Raw genomic sequence first — 18,066 nt, 5'->3', positions numbered from 1 at the left:
CTTCATAGTCTATTTTATTGAAATTCTACTTTATATACTATCGATACTTTATTAGGAATTTCTGGTACATTCAGTATCAATCCATTCCTATCCATTTTCCAATTTACAGTCTTAGTACTACCTAAAATTGTTACACGTTGGATTTTTGGTACTTCTGCCATTTGTTTAGAAACTAAAGATTTCAATAAGATATTAGAACCAACGTTAAGTTCTCCCATAGTCAATACATACACAGTATTCCCCTTTCGAGTGAAACGATAATCCAGGGAAGTATATTCAAGAGAATCAAATAGTTTGCGGTTTTTGAGGCTCCCTTCAGGTTCCTTTGTTGGTCCTTCGCCATAGGTATACCAGGGACGGGTATTATAAATGGCCTCTCCATTCTGCTTTAACCATTCTCCTATTTCAAGCAATACCTTCTGTTGGTCGGCAGGTATCTCGCCGGAAGCTCGTGGCGAAACATTAAGTAATAACACACCATTTTTACTCACAATATCAATCAGTTCATGAATGAGATGTTTCGATGGTTTTATTTTTAAATCTGTGGTGTAGGACCAACTGCCATAGCTCACCGTTTCATCCGTTTCCCAAACTACCGGATGTAAATTACTTTTGCGTGAGTTTTCCAAATTCTCTACACTGACGGAAAGGGGGAGATCGTTTTGTTTGCGTACAATAACCACCTCTTTATTACGTTCTTTGGACTTACGTAAATAATAGTCACAGAACTCATAACGATATTGTTCCGGAATTTCATCCAACCAAGAGTCAAACCAAATAATATCAGGCTCGTACTTATCTATCACTTCTTTCAGTTTTCCAAACCATATTTCCCGATTCCATTTTTCGGCCGGCATATTACCATATAAATATTGTAACTTTGGATCATTGGAAGCAGGATGTGTTCCCGGATAATAAGGGAAGTGACTACGATAAAAGCGTCTGCGTTCGGCAGGAAGTTTCTTTGCCAATTCTGCTTTTAGTATATCGGGATCGGAATAACGTTGGAAATTACGTGCATGGTGGAAAGTGGTGATAAATTTTAAATCTTGGTTTCGTACTTCTCTTGCTATTTCACCTACAATATCCTTTTTAGGTCCCATATTTACTGCATTCCAAGGTGTACATTTGCTATCCCACATGGAAAATCCATCATGATGTTCAGCTACTGGTCCTACGAAACGGGCACCGGCCTTTTTGAATAATGATACCCATTCTTTGGCATTAAATTTTTCAGCCTTAAAGAGTGGAATCAAATCATGATAACCGAATTTAGAGACAGGACCATAGGTCTTTTCGTGATGCTTATGTACATCAGACCACGGAAAGTAAAGATAGCGGGGATACCATTCCGTTTGAAATTCGGGAACGGAATACACCCCCCAATGGAAATAAATACCGAATTTTGCATCTTGAAACCATTCGGGAACTTTGTAGTCGGATAAAGTTTCCCAATTCGTTTTATTTTCTTGCGCTGATGCGATACACGACATCAATGAGAGTAGGATAGTAATAAATAATTTCATAATATTTGATTTTAAGTATGGTTTATTCAATAAAGATATCAGTATAAATAGAACATCCGTTCCATCCGTTTCCATTTTTCACTAGCATTGGCATCAGGCTCACAGATTTGGAAACACGACATATACTCTTCCCATTTAGCCTGATGGGGGAGTGTAGACAGGCGTTTCATTGCTGTATCCCAATCAAAATCCAAAGGTGTTTCTACGATCATGAACAGATGATTCTTGAATATGTAAATTTCCATCTCCAGAATTCCTGTTTCTCGAATTTCCTTGCGGATTTCCGGCCAGTGTTCCTCTTTGCTGTGACGTTTTCGGTATTCTGCTATTAGTTCCGGATTATCTTTTAGGTCCAAAGTCTGACAATAACGTTTTGTAGGAATGTCATAAGGATGCATGCAATAACCGTAATTGGTTTGAATAGCTTCTTTGGTCTTCTTCTCTGCCATCTTTTTTCATTGATTTAATTTGAAGCAAAATTAACGATGTTATAATAATAAAGATAGGACTAAAGATTGTATTATGCGACAAAAACGATAACTTTGTATATCTAGTATTTTTATTATAGGACGAAACCGATTATTATAGTATTTCAAAGATGTGTAAATAATATAATTTGCAGGAACGTTTATAAAATCCTATTTTTGAGGTGGCTAATACGTTGAAGAATATGAATTTGCAAGTAGAACAATTACATCCATTGGTCCTGAATGTGGGAAAGGCTGTTCATGACGCAGACTGGAATTGGAAGAATGTCAGTAGTCCGTTTACCCGGCTGTATTATGTTGAGGCTGGAACGGCGAGGATAGAACTTCCAGACGGTGTACACGTTTTGTCTCCCGGATATATGTATTTTATTCCGGCTTTTACGAAACACAGTAATATCTGTGATTCTCATTTTGTTCATTACTATCTGCATATTTATGAAGAATACCATTTGGATGAAAATTGGTTAGATCAGTTAGATATTCCATTTGAAATTCAGGCAAGTAAGTTGGACTATTTTTTGTTTGAACGGTTATGTGAGATTAACTCGCACATGAGCTTGAAACAGTCCGATCCGGTTACTTATGATAATAATCCCACTCTGATGAAAAATCTGTTGGTAAATAAGCAGCGTACGTTCTATGATAAAATAGAGTCGCGTGGTATCGTATTCCAGTTACTGTCTCATTTCTTTAGACAAGCACAGAGTAAAGTGGAAATTAAAGATCAAAGAATTAGGAAAGCAGTTTTTTATATACGCCAACATATTCATGAGAATATTGATTTGGACGCATTGGTTGCGAAGTCCTGTTTGTCAAAAGACCATTTTATTCGTTTGTTTAAAAAAGAAACAGGAATTCCACCTTTGCAATATATCAATCAGAGAAAGATAGAGAAGGCTCAATTGATTTTAGTAACAGAAACTCTGACGGTTAAGGAAATTGCATATAGTCTGGCCTTTGAGGACTATTCATATTTTAATCGCCTGTTCAAGAAAATTACAGGAGTAACTCCACAGCAGTACCGGTATTCATATCAATAGCCGGCTCCTTCAAAAAATATTTCAATCCCTTGATTTAACTTTCTGTTTGCATACGGAAAAGTAAATCAAGGGATTTCATTTGAACAGATTATAATTGAACCAATATCCGGAACACCTTTCCGGGGGCTGCTGCCCATTCTTCCATTGCATTCAATGCGTTTTCGGGAGATACAATTTTGGAAATCAGTTCCTCTATCGGACAGTTGCCCGATTTCATATAGTTGATTACTGCGCGGAAGTCTGCCGGCAATGCATTGCGTGAACCGCGAATATCAATCTCCTTTTGGACGAAGTACTTAGTCTGGAAAGCAACTTCGCTTTTGGCATAACCGATGCAGACTACCCTTCCTGTGAAAGCGACTTCATCCACTGCCATTACGTATGTCACAGGGCTTCCGACAGCTTCTATGACTACGTCAGCGCCAAAACCTTCTGTTATGTCCAGCATGCGTTCGTGCACATTCTCTGTTTTGGAGTTGATGACATAAGAAGCGCCCACCCTTTTGGCGAGTTCGAGTTTTTCATTGTCCAAGTCCACTGCGATGACTTTTGCTCCCCTCAGAGCTGCGCGAACAATGGCGCCGATGCCGATCATGCCGCAGCCGATAACCATGACATACTCATTGTCTGTGATTTGTCCTCTGGATACGGCATGGAAGCCTACGCTCATCGGCTCTATCAATGCACAATCGCGAGGAGTGATATCACCTGCCGGGATAATTTTGCTCCAAGGCAATACTGCGTATTCGCACATTACTCCGTTGCGCTGTACTCCCAGTGTTTCGTTATGCTCGCAGGCATTGACGCGTCCCGAACGGCAGGAAGCACATTTTCCGCAGTTGGTGTAGGGATTCAGGGTCACATTCATGCCTTTCTTTAATTCCGCGGGAACGCCCGGTCCCACCTCTTCGATGATAGCGCCTACTTCGTGTCCCGGAATGACGGGGAGCTTTACCATAGGGTTGCGTCCGGCAAATGTATTCAGGTCCGAGCCGCAAAAGCCCACATATTTTATTTTTACTAATACTTCTCCGGCACTTACCGCCGGTTTTTCTACCTCAACCACCCTCATCTCAGAAGGGGCTGTAATTTGAACTGCTTTCATTTTATTATATAGTAATAATTAGACACTGTAATTAAGTAATAATCAGACACTGCTTAACTTTTCAGTCAACAACCTTGTATTTCTTCCATCCGTAGTATGCGCAGAATACGAAGCACAGCATAGGGATGACATATGCCAGGTGATAGACCTCTTCATTTACGTGCATGAAGTAGGCGGTCAGCTGAGGCAGGCATGCGTTGCCTACGATGGACATTACCAGAAAGGCGGAACCGCTTTTGGTCTGGTTGCCGAGTCCGGTAAGTGCCAGCGAGAACTGTGTGGGATACATAATGGACATGAAGAAGGAGATGAGCAACATGGCATATAGTCCTACCATACCGCCGAAGATAGCCACCACCCCGCATAATATGATGTTGATTACGGCATAGACCGCCAACATGTCCTGAGGGCGGAATTTCACCATGAGTCCTGTACCGATCCACCGTCCCAGCAGGAAGGCGAGCATATAAAGCCCGAAGAATGTGGTGGCGGTATCTTCCTCCAGTCCGGCATAGGAGCAGCAGTACACCAGAAAGAGACTGTTGATAGCCGTCTGTCCTCCGTTATAGAAGAATTGTGCGATGACACCCCAGCGCAGATGCGAATGTTTCAACACTCCGAAGTCAATCAGTTTCTCCCCGGATGCGTTTGCCTTGTTCTCTTCGTCGCCTATTTTCGGCAGTTTGGAGAACACGAATATTACGGCTATGGCAATCAGTAACAGGGCCAGTACCAGATAGGGGAATTTCATGGCGTCTGTTTCCACCTGTATATAGGCTTGCCAGCCGCCCGGATAATCCATTGGAAGCGTCTCACGCGTGTAATGCGTTCCGCTGAGAATGAGTTTGCTCAGGAACATGGCGGAGATGAATGCTCCGAGTCCGTTGAACGACTGTGCCAGGTTCAGGCGGCGGGGGGCTGTTTTCGGGTCTCCCAACGCGGTTACATATGGGTTGGCAGCCGTTTCGAGGAAGCACATTCCGGTGGCGATGATAAAGAAAATACAGAGATAGGCCCAGTATTCTTTCAGCATGGCTGCCGGGAAAAAGAGCAGTCCGCCGCCTGCTGCCAGGAGCAGTCCGAATATGATACCGGCTTTGTAGCTGTATTTCTTCATAAACATGGCAATCGGTATGGGGAATATGAAATAGGCCAGCCAATAGGCGGTTTCGGTGAACGATGCTTCGAACGTGTTCAGTTCGCAGGTTTTCATCAATTGCCGGATCATGGTAGGCAGCAGGTTGCTGCTGATGGCCCACAGGAAGAAGAGGCTGAAAACCAGTATGAGTGGAACGATGTATTTATTTTTTTTCATGGTATTACTTTTATTTACTCGGACATGTTCTTGATATAAGGCAGAGTGCGCAAGTTGCTGAAGCCGTAAAAGTTACGGGCGTTCTCTCCTAAGAAGAGGGCTTTCTCCGACTCTGTCAGTTCGGGAGATTTCGTGATGAAATCGTAAGACATTTTGTAGGTGATGGCGGTAATCGTGCGCGGATAGTCCGACCCCCACATCAGTTTCTCCATTCCTACCAGGTCGGCTGCTTCGCGGATGGCCTTCACTGCTCCTTTGAAGGGATAGAACTCTTCGTTGAAAAGCCATGTGATGCCGCCCGATTCGATCATTATGTTGGGATGGCGTGCCAGCAGGATCTGCTGTTTCCATTCGGGCAGGGTGACCATGCCGAAGTGTCCGATTGCAATCTTCAGGCGGGGATATTGTGCGATGATCTCCTCCATTTCGGCAATCTGGGTGCTTCCTTCCGCGAGGTCTATGGACAGGATGATGTTCCGTTCTTCCATCAATCCGAACATCTGCATCATTTCTTCGCAGTTCAGCATCACCCGTCCCTCTTTGAGCAACAGGCGGTGTGCAGGAATCTTGATGGCCTTGAAGTTGTTGTCTATCAGCTGTTCGGCTTGTTTAAAATAGCCGGGCTTGCGGAACTCGCACATGCCGCAGACGAAAAAGCGGTCGGGATAGCGGGTGGCAACCTCCTTGAGATAGTCATTTTGTATGCCGTCGATGAATTCTTGCGTGATTACTGCGGCGGATACTTGCGCATAGTCCATGTTTGAGAGGAAAACCTCTGCGCTGTTCACCCCGTCCACCATGAAAGGGGGAAGCATTTGGCGTATTTCGCCCATGAACAGGGAACGGCCGTTCTCCAGCGTCCGAATGGGGAGGCCATCCACTGTTGTGTCCTGTCGCAGCCACAAGTGGGCATGTGCGTCGATGATTGTGTAGTTCATGATGAGCCTGTATTAAGAGTTTGCCCAACTTACCCGTTGCTGGTCTCCGATAATCTCTCTGACTTCGCGCACCAGTTCCTCGTCCATCGGAGCTTCGATGAATGCGATGTTGTTCTTCACATTTTGAGGATTGGCGGTGCTGAACAGGGTGGTTGCTATACGCGGGTTGCTGACGGAGAATTGCATGGCGAGCTTTTCTATCGGATAGTTCTTTGCCTTGCAATGCTGCACCGCTTTCCGGCAGGCGGCGGCCAACGACTTGGGAGCCGGATGCCAGGCAGGAGCGCCGCGTTCGGTCAGTAGTCCCATGGAGAGTGGGGAAGCGTTTATTATGCCGATTCCTTTTTCCTCGAAATAATCCAGAAAGTCCACCAACTTGTCATCGCACAGGCAGTAGTGGCAGAAGTTGAGTACGGACTCCACCGTTCCGGCGGGGGAATGGTCTATCACCCATTTCAGATTCTCCAGTTGTAAATCTGTGATGCCGACATGCCCTACGACTCCTTTCTCACGCAGTTCCACCAATGCCGGCAGGGTTTCGCTGACCACCTGATTCAGGTCGGCAAACTCAATGTCGTGCACGTTAATCAGGTCGATGAAGTCGATGTTCAGCCGTTCCATGCTTTCGTAGACGCTTTCCGTTGCGCGTTTGGCGGAATAGTCCCAGGTATTGACTCCGTCTTTCCCGTATCGTCCCACTTTGGTTGAAAGATAGTAGCGGTCGCGTGGAATGTCTTTCAAGGCTTTTCCCAAAACAGTCTCGGCTTTGTAGTGTCCGTAGTAAGGGGATACATCGATGAAGTTGATGCCTGATTCGATTGCTGTGAATACGGCTGTGATGCCTTCTTTTTCTTTGATATCGTGGAAAACCCCTCCCAAAGAAGAAGCTCCGAAACTGAGGGAAGAAACTTTCATCCCTGTTTTTCCAATTTCATGGTATTGCATAACTTTGTGTTTTAAGATTATGCGACAAATGTATGCAGTAAATGAACCGGGTCGCCCTTGGACACTCCTGAAAAAGCACGTAATGGTTTACGTAAATAGTTGTTCGCTTGCTCTGCCTGCCCTTTTTCGGGACATGATAACGGTAGGCTTGCCAGCTGAAGGCGATGCACAGCGTTCCTTGTGTTTTTAATCCTAAGCTAAGTGCTTGTGTGACAGTAGCAAGGTAGTCCCATCTACTTTTCATATGCTGGGACTATAACTCCCGCTGTCTTTAGTATGCGAGGGAACCATGTTCCCAATACAAGTGAAAGGGGTTCCCAATACGACCGAACCGCATTCCCAATACGACTGAAACAGGCTCCCATTACGACTGTAATAATCTGCATCGCTTCTCTCTGTGATGAAGTGTCCGGCGTTGGCGGTGGAGGGTTGAATAGTGAATAAAAGTAACTTTTGCCAATCAATTGTAATCTAAATTTAAGCTTTTGTAAACTGTGGGAAGAATTTGTAAGGAAATACCGTCGGATAAAAAAGAAATATTATCTTTGCCACGTTTTAACTCAGATTACATAAGTGCGGTTTGAAATAAACGTTATGAGTGTGCAGATAATCTGTACGTGAACCGGGCCGTACATTTTTACGAAATTACTAAATAATAGAAATGAAGAAACTTACTTTATTCTTTTTGTCCTTATTGGCACTCAGTTTGGGCTTTCAGGCCTGTGACAACAGCAAAACCTATGCAGAGATGCTGGAAGAGGAAAAAGACGGTATAAATGATTTTATCAAAGACCGGAACATAAAGGTGATCTCGCAGTCGGAGTTCTACGGGCAAGATTCCACGACAAAGTGCAAGGACAGGGGAGATGCTGTGGATGAGTATGTGCAGCTCACCAGCGGGGTGTACATGCAGATTGTTGATAAGGGATCGGAAAACAAGGCTGATACGGTGAAGAGCAACGACCAGGTGCTGGTGCGCTTCATGGAATATAGCATTCTTGACAAAGACACCACATTGTCCAATCTGGCTGCCGCAGAGACGGTAGACGAGTTCCGCTATACGGTGACCTCATCATCCATTGCGGGGACTTTCCTGCAAGGATATATGATGACCTATTACTCTTCGCCGGCCGTTCCGGCAGGGTGGCTCGTGCCGTTGAGCTATGTTCGTGATATGGCTCATGTGCGACTGATTGTTCCTTCCAAAATGGGACACCAGACGGCCATGCAGTATGTCTATCCTTATTATTACGATATCCGGAAATATCAGATCTGGAAATAACTAACCAAAATTTAAATTATTAACCTATGACTCTAATCAAATCTATCTCTGGAATCCGCGGAACCATTGGCGGCAGTGCAGGCGAGGGATTGAATCCGCTCGACATCGTGAAATTCACTTCGGCATACGCCACTCTTATCCGTAAAACGTGTACCGTAAAAAGCAACAAAATCGTAGTGGGCCGCGATGCCCGCATCTCAGGCGAAATGGTGAAGAACGTAGTAGTGGGTACTCTTATGGGTATGGGCTGGGATGTTGTGGACATCGACCTGGCATCTACTCCTACCACTGAATTGGCAGTGACCATGGAAGGAGCCAGCGGGGGTATCATACTGACCGCTTCCCACAACCCCAAGCAATGGAATGCCTTGAAACTCCTGAATGAAAAGGGGGAATTCCTGAATAAGGAGGAAGGGAATGAGGTGCTCCGTATCGCTGAGGCCGAAGCCTTTGACTTTGCCGAAGTGGATAAACTCGGCTCCTATCGCAAAGACCTGACGTATAATCAGAAACATATCGACAGTGTGCTGGCACTCGACTTGGTGGATGTGGAAGCCATCAGGAAAGCCGGTTTCCGCGTAGCCATTGACTGTGTCAATTCTGTCGGAGGAATCATTCTTCCGCAACTGTTGGAGCAACTTGGAGTGCAGCATGTGGAAAAACTCTACTGCGAGCCCACCGGTAACTTCCAGCATAATCCCGAACCTTTGGAGAAGAACTTGGGCGACATTATGGAGCTGATGAAAGGCGGTAAAGCCGATGTAGCTTTTGTCGTTGATCCGGATGTGGACCGTCTGGCCATGATTTGCGAAGACGGCAAGATGTATGGCGAAGAATATACGTTGGTCACCGTAGCCGACTATGTGCTGAAGCACACTCCGGGCAATACGGTTTCCAATTTGAGTTCCACTCGTGCACTGCGTGATGTGACCCGCAAATACGGCCGGGAATATTATGCTTCTGCCGTAGGCGAAGTGAATGTAACCACCAAGATGAAAGAAGTGGGCGCCGTCATCGGTGGCGAAGGCAATGGCGGAGTGATCTATCCTGCCAGCCACTACGGACGTGATGCTTTGGTGGGTATCGCGCTTTTCCTGAGCCATTTGGCGCATGAGGGCAAGAAGGTAAGCGAGCTGCGTGCCACTTATCCGGCTTATTTCATGGCGAAGAACCGCGTAGATCTGACACCGGAGACGGACGTTGATGCTATTCTCGCAAAAGTAAAGGAAATCTATAAGAATGAAGAAATCAATGATATTGACGGCGTGAAGATTGACTTCCCCGACAAGTGGGTGCATTTGCGCAAGAGCAATACCGAACCGATTATTCGTGTTTATAGTGAAGCTGCCACACCGGAGGCTGCCGAAGAGATCGGCCGGCAGATTATGAAAGTAATTGAGGACTTGGCGAAATAGGCCGGTTGCTTAAAGATATATTATAACGGAGGGGGGCTGTGTCTCATTTTGACGCAGCCCCCTCTTTTTTTATTTCATGTGTCTCCTTCAGCGGCTGCTTGCCGAGGCGGTTTGCAACCGGCATAGATATTCCCTTGCTCTTACAGTTTGACGACTTTCTCTATCTCTCCCTCGAAGTTGGGAGTGAATACCCCTTTGCCTATATTTTCTTTAATCTCCTCCATGCTCCAGAAGCGTCCGCCGTCCAGTTCGTCACTGGGGCGTACCTCTCCGTCATATACGGTTTTGTGCACAAAGACAAGCTCTTTCTCGCGTGCGGATTCAAATACATAACGGGTGACCGCTTCCGGGGTGAAGCCGGTGATTCCCAGCTCTTCACGCACTTCCCGTTTCAATGCCATTTCCACGCTTTCGCCTAAGTCCACGTGTCCGCCCACTGACGTATCCCATTTGCCGGGTTGTATGTCTTTCCATTCAGGACGTTTTTGCAGGTATAATTCTCCTTGTGAGTTGAATACATGCAGGTGTACTACGGGATGCAAAAGTTTGCTTCCGCTGTGGCACTCGCCGCGGGTGGCTGCGCCTATGATGTTTCCTTGTTCATCGACAAGGGGAAACATTTCCTGATTATTGTCACTGTTCATTTTGTTAGGGTATTAATAAGGATGAGTCGCCGTAGCTCAAGAACCGGAAGTCATGAGCGAGCGCATAGTCGTAAATCTTTCGCCAGTCTCCGCGCAGGAATGCCGAGACAAGCAGCAGCAATGTGCTTTGCGGCTGGTGGAAGTTGGTCACTATGGCTTTTACGATTTTATATTCGTACCCCGGGGCAATGATGATTTGCGTGCTGGTGTGCAGGGTTTCCATATTGTGCCGGTTGAGGTAGGCCACAATCGCTTGCAGGGCATCGACGGGCGAAACGGACGCCATTTCGGGAGTCAGCTCATAGGGTTGCCATTGCTTTACGTGCAATTCCTCTTCTGTGGCGTCGGGACTGTTTAAAAGAGTGACGCCTATGTGGTAGAGGCTCTCCAGAGTACGTACGGAGGTCGTTCCCACTGCAACGGCTTTTCCCTCATGGGCTATCAGCTTTTCCAGCGTGTTGCGGCTGACGGATATGTATTCTGTGTGCATCTCGTGCCCTTCTATCTCTTCACTTTTGACCGGCTTGAAGGTTCCGGCCCCTACGTGCAGGGTCAGTTCTTCCAGTTCCACACCTTTCTTGCGCAAGGCGTCCAGAACGCGTGGCGTGAAGTGCAGTCCGGCTGTCGGGGCGGCCACCGAGCCTTTAATTTTGGAGTAAACGGTCTGGTAGGTCTCCTTGTCACTCTCCTGCGTCTCCCGGTTCAGGTAGGGGGGGATGGGCAGTTCTCCGAACACTTCGAGAATATCGGCAAATGTTATTTCCGGATTGTTCCAGCGGAAATCCACCCAATGGCTGGTTCCATGGCAGGCCCCGCGCTCGGCGGTCAGCGTAAGCGGCTTGCCTTTTACGACCATCTCACGTTTCAGCACTCCTTCTTTCCATTTCTTCAGATTTCCTATCATGCAAAGCCAGGCGGCATGTTCCGTTTGCTGGAAATTGAGGGCATAGTCATTGGGACGGATAGGTTCGAGACAGAACACCTCGATGAGTGCTCCCGTCTCTTTGTGGAAATGCAGGCGTGCCTGGATGACTTTGGTGTTATTGAAAATCATCAGGCTGTCTGCCGGCAGGTAGTCGGGCAGGGATGTGAACACATCTTCGGAAACCTCGCCATGCCGGTATAACAGCAGCTTGGACTGGTCGCGCACCGGCAGCGGGAATTTGGCGATGCGTTCATCCGGCAGCGGGTAATTGAATTCGCTGATTCTAATATGTCTGGGATCTTCTTTCATATCTTTCTTGAATTAGAGACTGCAAAGGTACGGATATTTGGCAAGATTCGGATAATGAGCGGACAATTAATGATTGTTCAGCCGAAGCGCCCGGATAGTTTGCCGGGTTACTATGAAGTCTTAAAATCAAAGCTTTATTCGTAGGAATTAAAGTTTAATTCTTAGAAACAGAACTTTAATTCCTACGAATAAAGCTTTGATTCTTAGACTGCGTAGCAAGAATGAAAACTTTGCAATACAAAAAAAGTATGTTTGCGTGTAATCATTAAATAATTCCTAACTTTGCGAGAGATAACAGAGGACGCCGCGACAGTGTGCCTGTCATGGTTTTGAGGCATCCTCCGGATAATGTATAATGAAAAACAGATATAGGAGATTATGAAAATCGGAGATAAAGTGCGCTTCCTCAGCGAAGTAGGCGGCGGTGTTGTGACGGGATTTCAGGAAAAAGACATTGTATTGGTGGAAGATGCCGACGGCTTTGACATTCCGATGCCGGTGCGTGAGTGTGTGGTGATTGAAACGGACGACTATAATGTTCCCACTCCGGCTGCCAGGGCTGCCAAGAAAAGATTGGAGAATCAATCGGCGGCGCGTACGGATGCCGCAACAACGGAAGCATCCTCTTCCGCTCTTGGTTCCGGGTGGAAAGCAGAGCATCCGGTGAAGCCGCAGGTGTCCGTTTATCGGCAACCGGAAGTGAAAGGCGGCGATGTGCTGAATGTATATCTTGCATTTGTTCCGGAAGATATCAAAGCGGTGAGCACTACCCCGTTCGAGGCTTATCTGGTGAACGATAGCAATTATTATATGTATTATACGTATTTGAGTGCTGAGGGTAAATCGTGGACTACCCGTTCTCATGGACTGTTGGAACCGAATACGAAGTTCCTGTTGGAGGAATTCGAGAAGTCGGAACTGAATGACAGGGAGCACGTGGCTGTGCAGTTGGTCGCTTTCAAGGATAATCGTGCTTTTGCCATGAAGCCGGCTGTCAATGTGGAGATTCGTATTGATACGGTGAAGTTCTATAAACTGCATACTTTCCGGCAGACTGATTTCTTTGAGACTCCGGCGCTGATGTACGATGTGGTGAAGAATGATCTTCCCGCCAAGCAGGTCTATGTCTCGGCCGAGGATTTGCAGGATGCCCTGATGAAAAAGAAAACAGTGGAACATCCTTCCGCCCCCCGGACTATCGTTAAGCGGGGAGGGAAAAATGAGATTATCGAAGTGGATTTGCACATCGGTGAGTTGCTGGATGATACGCATGGCATGAGCAATAGGGAGATGCTGAACTACCAGTTGGACAAGTTTCGTGAAGTAATGGAACAGTACAAGAATAAACGTGAGCAGCGCATCGTCTTTATTCATGGAAAGGGAGACGGCGTACTCCGCAAGGCATTGTTGGATGAGATGAAACGGAAATATTCGGCTTGCAAAACGCAAGATGCTTCTTTTCAGGAGTATGGTTTCGGAGCAACGATGGTTACTATAAAATAAAAAAAAGAGGGGCGCTGAATATCATATTCAGCACCCCCTCACTTATCTTTTTTTATACATTTCCTGCATTTAGAGGAAGAAGTGAGTGTTATTTCACTTCAATTCCTTTGTTTTGCAACGTAACATTCAGCACTTTTGCATAATCAGCATATTGCTTCTCGCTCAAAGTCTTTTTCATCAATTTCAAGTTGCCGTACACTGCATTGCGTACTAACTTTTCCTGACTTTTCTTTGAACTTGCGGCACGTGACATCTGTTCGTTGAAGTAGTCGCAAATGTTTGTAACTTCTTCCTGCTGATTGGCAGACAAATTCAGATATTTACCCAGTTTGTTTACGTTGATGTTACCTTCCCATTTTGCAGTTGTAGGCTGGTTTCCTGCTGCAAATGCACCGGCAGTCAGGCATACTGCTGCCACTAATGTTAATCCTAAACGTTTCATAATACCTACTTTTTAATCGTTATACCTAAAAACTAATCTAATATAAAGCTAATACCTACTGAAAACTAATTTTGGTTTAGCTTTTCTTTTTACCTGTGCAAATATAGGAATATGTTTTATAACACAAAAATGAATTAGAGGAAAAGTATCTTTTAAACTAACACTTTTTGACTTAAATCAATTTTATGATGTAAAAATGCTTATCCTAACCTTTTTTTGTAATACGAATGTAATATCATGCAGTGTTGGCGTTTCTTAATGTTTGGCTGTCGTTCTGCTTTTTATAGTTGGAAATAGTTCTTAAAAATGTGTTTTTTATTGCATTAACATAATTATAATGTAACTCTTGGCTGATGTCTTCTGCAATTGCCTCATATTTAACGGTCGGTTGTTGCCGGGTTATTATTGTCGGTTATCTCGTCGGGCAACTTCAAGATCACTCTCGTTTCGGAACTGGCGCCGACGAATCCGAGGCCGTTTTTGACATTGCTGGGGATGATGACAGGCTCCACTAATGCGCTTTCGTAGTCATCCGACTCTATGAAATTCAGTGCTTTTAAATAACGGTATTCAGCTTCGGTAATGCTCAGTAGGCGAACGGTAAACGTCTTGCTACGGCGGGATACATTATGGATATGAGGCGGTTCGTTGTTGTTATACAGGGATGTATATACTTTCAGTGTACAACCAGTGTCGGTAAACCGGCTGTCATTGAATACATTATACTTATTTTTAATGTCTGTGCCGAAAAAATCGTTATTGTCATTGTCGCTACTTATCGGGTTGCCGTCGGTCAATATGATGTCTTCCCGGTTGATAAATTCTGTGTTGCGCATATATATAATCGTATCTTTGCCGGCAATGTCTTGTCCGTAAACGGTGATGTCCTGCCGGATATCCAAGCGGTAGTAATTCTTTTCTCCCTTGCGGTCTTGCATGTTGATTTTAAATTGGAGGTAAGCGTTCCAACTGCCATAACTCTTGAGAAGTATACGTGTGGTGTCCACATGGATGGTACTTATGGGCTGGGGAACGTTCACTTCCGCTGACACGTGGTATTTACTTTTTTCAGCCACAGCTTCCAGACGGACGACATCACCCGGCTGAAGTGCCGTATGTATACGAAACTTTTTACGTTTGTTTATTTCGGGAATAAAGTTAAGAGGATTATCGGAGTCCGGATTGCCAACCGGTTTGAGTGGGGGAAGCTCTTCCAAAGTCTCAGTGACCTTCCCGTTAACGGTAAGGGTGACGGTCGCATCGTCCACATGGCCGATACCTCCCGTTCCGCTTAGGTTCAGATAGACAAAATTTTCTGTTTCACCAGCGTCGAGCAGGGCGTTCATGATTAGTAGGGGGGCTTTCTGCTCCGGATTATAGGGGATTTCATTCTCGCAAGAGGACAAGCTGCCGGTGATGCAGGCATATATAATGAAGTGGAAGATTGTTTGTTTCATACAAAGTCTCATTTGGTTTAGAATTTATAAGTGTACGTTACGGAAGGAATACAGGGCAGCAGTGTCAGCTTTTTGATGATAATCTTTTTTTTATCCGGGGTTGCCATATAGGTGCCGTCGTTATAATAATACCGGTTCTCTTCCGGCCTTTGTGTGGCGTATACCAATGTCGGGTTCATAGCGTTATAGGCATTGTAAAGGCTGATATTCCATGTGCGCGTCCCATGTTTGGTTTGCTTGTGGAAATTGATGCCGAGATTCAGCCTGTGACTGGCAGGCAGCCGGTAGTTATTCCGGTGAGAAATATAACCGGTATGTTCGATGCTTCCGTCGGGTTTCAGGATAACGGTTTGCTGTTCGGGTATGGTGGCGGCCCCGCCACTGCTGAATATCCATGAGGCGCCAATGTCAATGCGATTGCTGAACTTATGATTAATGCAGAAATTGATGCTGTGCCTGCGGTCGTACTTATACGGAAACCGTTCTCCATTATTGATAGTGCCGTCCTTGAATTGGCGGTCGGATCTGGATAAAGTATAAGATATCCAGCCGGTGGTCTTTCCTGTAATTTTCTGTGCCATGAACTCTATGCCCATTGAACGGCCTTTCCCCATTTCGACCTTTTCCTCCCAATTGGTGGAAGTGCCGAGGAAGCTGACACCATCCTGATATTCCAATACATTGCGCATTTGCTTGTAATAGCCTTCCAATGAAAATTCCCAATTCGTGAGCCCGTTGTAATATCCTCCGACCGAATATTGGTTGGAATACATCGGGCGTATATTCTTTGTGATAGGCACCCAAAGGTCTGTTGGCATGGCAAGTGGAGTAGAAGATAACAAATGTACATATTGAGCCATTTGCGAGAATGATGCCTTGACGGAAAATCCTTGGTTGAGTTGATAACGCGCCGATAGCCGGGGTTGTGCCGAAAAATAGTTTTTCCCCTGCGTATGAAATAGGGAGAAATGTATGCCCGCATTTATGCTGAGGCGGCTGCCGATGTCAAAATTGTCTTCTGCATAAAGAGAGACTTCATGCCCTTTCAAGTGACTGTTTGAAAGGTTATGGTACAATGTGTCCTGCTCTATTTTATCTCCTTCAGTCTCCTTTATTTTTGAAACGGTTGTCTCCGGCCGGAAAGTATGGTAAAGATATTCCATGCCGAATTTGATATGGTGGGAAGGTACAGGAGTATAATCGAAATCCGTTCGATAGCTCCAGTCGCGAATGCCAGAACGGTATTGCGAGTCGTACTGGTATACATAAGGTACACTGCTGCTTCGGGTTTCATGATTATTGCTGTTCAGAATCATCCGGTAACTGTTGAAAGCAATTGTTGTGTTGCTGAACAGTTTGTTACTAAACACATAATTCCAGCGTCCGGCTACAATCGTATTTCCCCAGTTCAAACTGTTTTTATCTTTATAGACGCGATTATAAGCGTTCTCGTTTTCAGCGGTATATTGGTAGTTTTCATCAATATTGAAATGATAGTGATCCTTTCCATGATAGAAGCTGAGGAAAACACGACTGCGGTCATTGAATTTATGGTTTACCTTGGCGTTAAGGTCATAAAAGTAGTAGTTGTAGCTTTCGTTGTCAGTTTTGAAGATGCCGGAAAGAAAGGCTGTATGGGTGCTGCGTGCACTGATTGAGAAAGCGGTGCGATTCTTTATAATGGGGCCTTCAAAGTGGAGTTTGCTGGTTAGTGTACCTATGCTGATGGTTCCATGGTAATGTTTCATGTTTCCATCATTGGTACGTACATCGACTATGGACGAGAGTCGTCCGCCATAACGGGCGGGGAAAGAGCTCTTGAACAAAGTAACTTTCTTGACAGCTTCGGGGGCAAAGATAGAGAATACTCCCAGCAGGTGATCTGCGTTGTAGACGGGGATTCCGTCCAGTAATATAAGATTTTGGTCCGGCCCTCCTCCACGTACATAAAGTCCGGAGAAACCTTCCACACCGGCTTGCACTCCAGGCATTAGCTGGATCGTTTTCAATAAGTCCGCCTCTCCCAGTACGGTAGGCGTATTCCGGATTTGTGCCATCGGTATCTCGTGCGCTCCCATAGAAGTGCTTTGTATGCCGGCTTCTTGTTTGTCCGAGAGGATTACCACTTCGGCCAACTGATTGCTGCTGGTCAGTTGTACGTTCAGCAAAGTATCTTTTGTCAGTGTAAAACGCTTATGCAGGGTTTCGTAGCCTAAGTATGAGAAAGTCAATTCGAGATTTCCTTCGGGCAGTGTCAATGTGTAAAAACCGTAAGGATTGGTAGCAGTACCTATGGAACGACGACTCTCAAGGATATTTGCTCCAATCAGCGTCTCGAAAGACGCTCCGTCAGTCACATATCCGCTGATAGTGAACTTACGGCTTACGGTTTTTTGCGGCACAGGCCGCTTGTGCAATACTATGTGCTTTCCGGATATTTCGAATTTTACAGGTTCATCCCCGAAAACGCGTTGCAATATTTCACTGATTGTTTGTTGCTTGGCTTCCAGGGTGATAGGCCGGAGTATTTTTACATCTTCCCCATAAATGAAAGTAAAGTCGGTAGCACTCTCCGTTTGTTTGACAAAACTGTCCAGTGTAGCATTACGGATGCTAAGGCTGAGGAGCTTTTCTTTCATTTGTGCGTGGAGCGAGTTGCTTAGAAGCACCACGCACACCAGAAGCACTGCTCTGATGTGATGGTGTGAACAGATAGTGGAATCTTTCATTGC

15 protein-coding genes are annotated in these 18,066 nt (G+C 45.5%); 4 read left to right on the top strand and 11 right to left on the bottom strand.

Features of this window, described 5'->3' with window-relative positions; translation table 11 throughout:
* Positions 1–14: 14 nt before the first annotated feature.
* Together NQ546_RS00220 and NQ546_RS00215 are read right to left on the bottom strand one after the other, a co-directional pair.
* Entirely contained in the window at positions 15–1,526 is a 1,512-nt protein-coding gene (locus NQ546_RS00220) for an alpha-L-fucosidase (protein ID WP_039952893.1), read from the bottom strand.
* 38 nt (positions 1,527–1,564) lie between these two features.
* Positions 1,565–1,975: an L-rhamnose mutarotase gene (locus tag NQ546_RS00215; RefSeq protein ID WP_004288410.1), complete on the bottom strand. Its 411-nt coding sequence runs from the start codon at positions 1,973–1,975 to the stop codon at positions 1,565–1,567.
* A gap of 221 nt (positions 1,976–2,196) precedes the next feature.
* Between NQ546_RS00215 and NQ546_RS00210 the strand changes: the two genes are divergently transcribed.
* Positions 2,197–3,054, top strand: a complete 858-nt coding sequence (locus tag NQ546_RS00210) for an AraC family transcriptional regulator (protein WP_004288411.1) — start codon at positions 2,197–2,199, stop codon at positions 3,052–3,054.
* Positions 3,055–3,142: 88 nt separating this feature from the next.
* On the opposite strand, the gene NQ546_RS00205 is transcribed toward NQ546_RS00210, so the two are convergent.
* From NQ546_RS00205 to NQ546_RS00190, 4 genes are all read right to left on the bottom strand, one after another.
* Positions 3,143–4,159: a zinc-binding alcohol dehydrogenase family protein gene (locus NQ546_RS00205; protein ID WP_004288412.1), complete on the bottom strand. Its 1,017-nt coding sequence runs from the start codon at positions 4,157–4,159 to the stop codon at positions 3,143–3,145.
* Positions 4,160–4,220: 61 nt separating this feature from the next.
* A complete protein-coding gene (fucP, locus tag NQ546_RS00200) occupies positions 4,221–5,474 on the bottom strand; it encodes an L-fucose:H+ symporter permease (protein ID WP_004288413.1) in 1,254 nt (417 codons plus the stop codon).
* Positions 5,475–5,488: 14 nt separating this feature from the next.
* Positions 5,489–6,412 (bottom strand): amidohydrolase family protein, encoded by a 924-nt coding sequence (locus NQ546_RS00195; protein WP_004288414.1) that lies wholly within the window; start codon positions 6,410–6,412, stop codon positions 5,489–5,491.
* Positions 6,413–6,424: 12 nt separating this feature from the next.
* A complete protein-coding gene (locus NQ546_RS00190; protein ID WP_004288415.1) occupies positions 6,425–7,357 on the bottom strand; it encodes an aldo/keto reductase in 933 nt (310 codons plus the stop codon).
* A gap of 661 nt (positions 7,358–8,018) precedes the next feature.
* Here NQ546_RS00190 and NQ546_RS00185 point away from each other — a divergent pair.
* On the top strand, positions 8,019–8,639 hold the full coding sequence (locus tag NQ546_RS00185) for a DUF4827 domain-containing protein (protein WP_004288416.1): 621 nt from the start codon (positions 8,019–8,021) through the stop codon (positions 8,637–8,639).
* A gap of 26 nt (positions 8,640–8,665) precedes the next feature.
* On the top strand, positions 8,666–10,054 hold the full coding sequence (glmM, locus tag NQ546_RS00180) for a phosphoglucosamine mutase (protein WP_004288417.1): 1,389 nt from the start codon (positions 8,666–8,668) through the stop codon (positions 10,052–10,054).
* A gap of 140 nt (positions 10,055–10,194) precedes the next feature.
* Here glmM and NQ546_RS00175 read toward each other — a convergent pair whose 3' ends face one another.
* Positions 10,195–10,698: an NUDIX hydrolase gene (locus NQ546_RS00175; protein WP_004288418.1), complete on the bottom strand. Its 504-nt coding sequence runs from the start codon at positions 10,696–10,698 to the stop codon at positions 10,195–10,197.
* A gap of 4 nt (positions 10,699–10,702) precedes the next feature.
* Positions 10,703–11,932 (bottom strand): S-adenosylmethionine:tRNA ribosyltransferase-isomerase, encoded by a 1,230-nt coding sequence (locus NQ546_RS00170; RefSeq protein ID WP_004288420.1) that lies wholly within the window; start codon positions 11,930–11,932, stop codon positions 10,703–10,705.
* A gap of 378 nt (positions 11,933–12,310) precedes the next feature.
* Between NQ546_RS00170 and NQ546_RS00165 the strand changes: the two genes are divergently transcribed.
* Positions 12,311–13,435, top strand: a complete 1,125-nt coding sequence (locus NQ546_RS00165; RefSeq protein ID WP_004288422.1) for a DUF2027 domain-containing protein — start codon at positions 12,311–12,313, stop codon at positions 13,433–13,435.
* A gap of 88 nt (positions 13,436–13,523) precedes the next feature.
* On the opposite strand, the gene NQ546_RS00160 is transcribed toward NQ546_RS00165, so the two are convergent.
* The 3 genes from NQ546_RS00160 to NQ546_RS00150 all read right to left on the bottom strand — a co-directional run bounded on the left by NQ546_RS00160 (position 13,524) and on the right by NQ546_RS00150 (position 18,063).
* Entirely contained in the window at positions 13,524–13,877 is a 354-nt protein-coding gene (locus tag NQ546_RS00160) for a hypothetical protein (RefSeq protein WP_004288423.1), read from the bottom strand.
* A 377-nt stretch (positions 13,878–14,254) separates the two neighbouring features.
* The gene (locus NQ546_RS00155; RefSeq protein WP_004288424.1) at positions 14,255–15,334 is read right to left on the bottom strand and encodes a DUF4249 domain-containing protein; all 1,080 of its coding nucleotides are present in this window, start codon (positions 15,332–15,334) and stop codon (positions 14,255–14,257) included.
* A 17-nt stretch (positions 15,335–15,351) separates the two neighbouring features.
* Complete coding sequence (locus NQ546_RS00150; protein ID WP_039952894.1) at positions 15,352–18,063, bottom strand: TonB-dependent receptor; 2,712 nt, start codon at positions 18,061–18,063, stop codon at positions 15,352–15,354.
* Positions 18,064–18,066 lie beyond the last annotated feature (3 nt).

Origin of the sequence: Bacteroides eggerthii, assembly GCF_025146565.1 — a bacterium.
Lineage (GTDB): Bacteria > Bacteroidota > Bacteroidia > Bacteroidales > Bacteroidaceae > Bacteroides > Bacteroides eggerthii.
The sequence above is the reverse complement of the archived record's forward strand: the minus strand, read 5'-3'. Positions and strand labels throughout refer to the sequence as shown.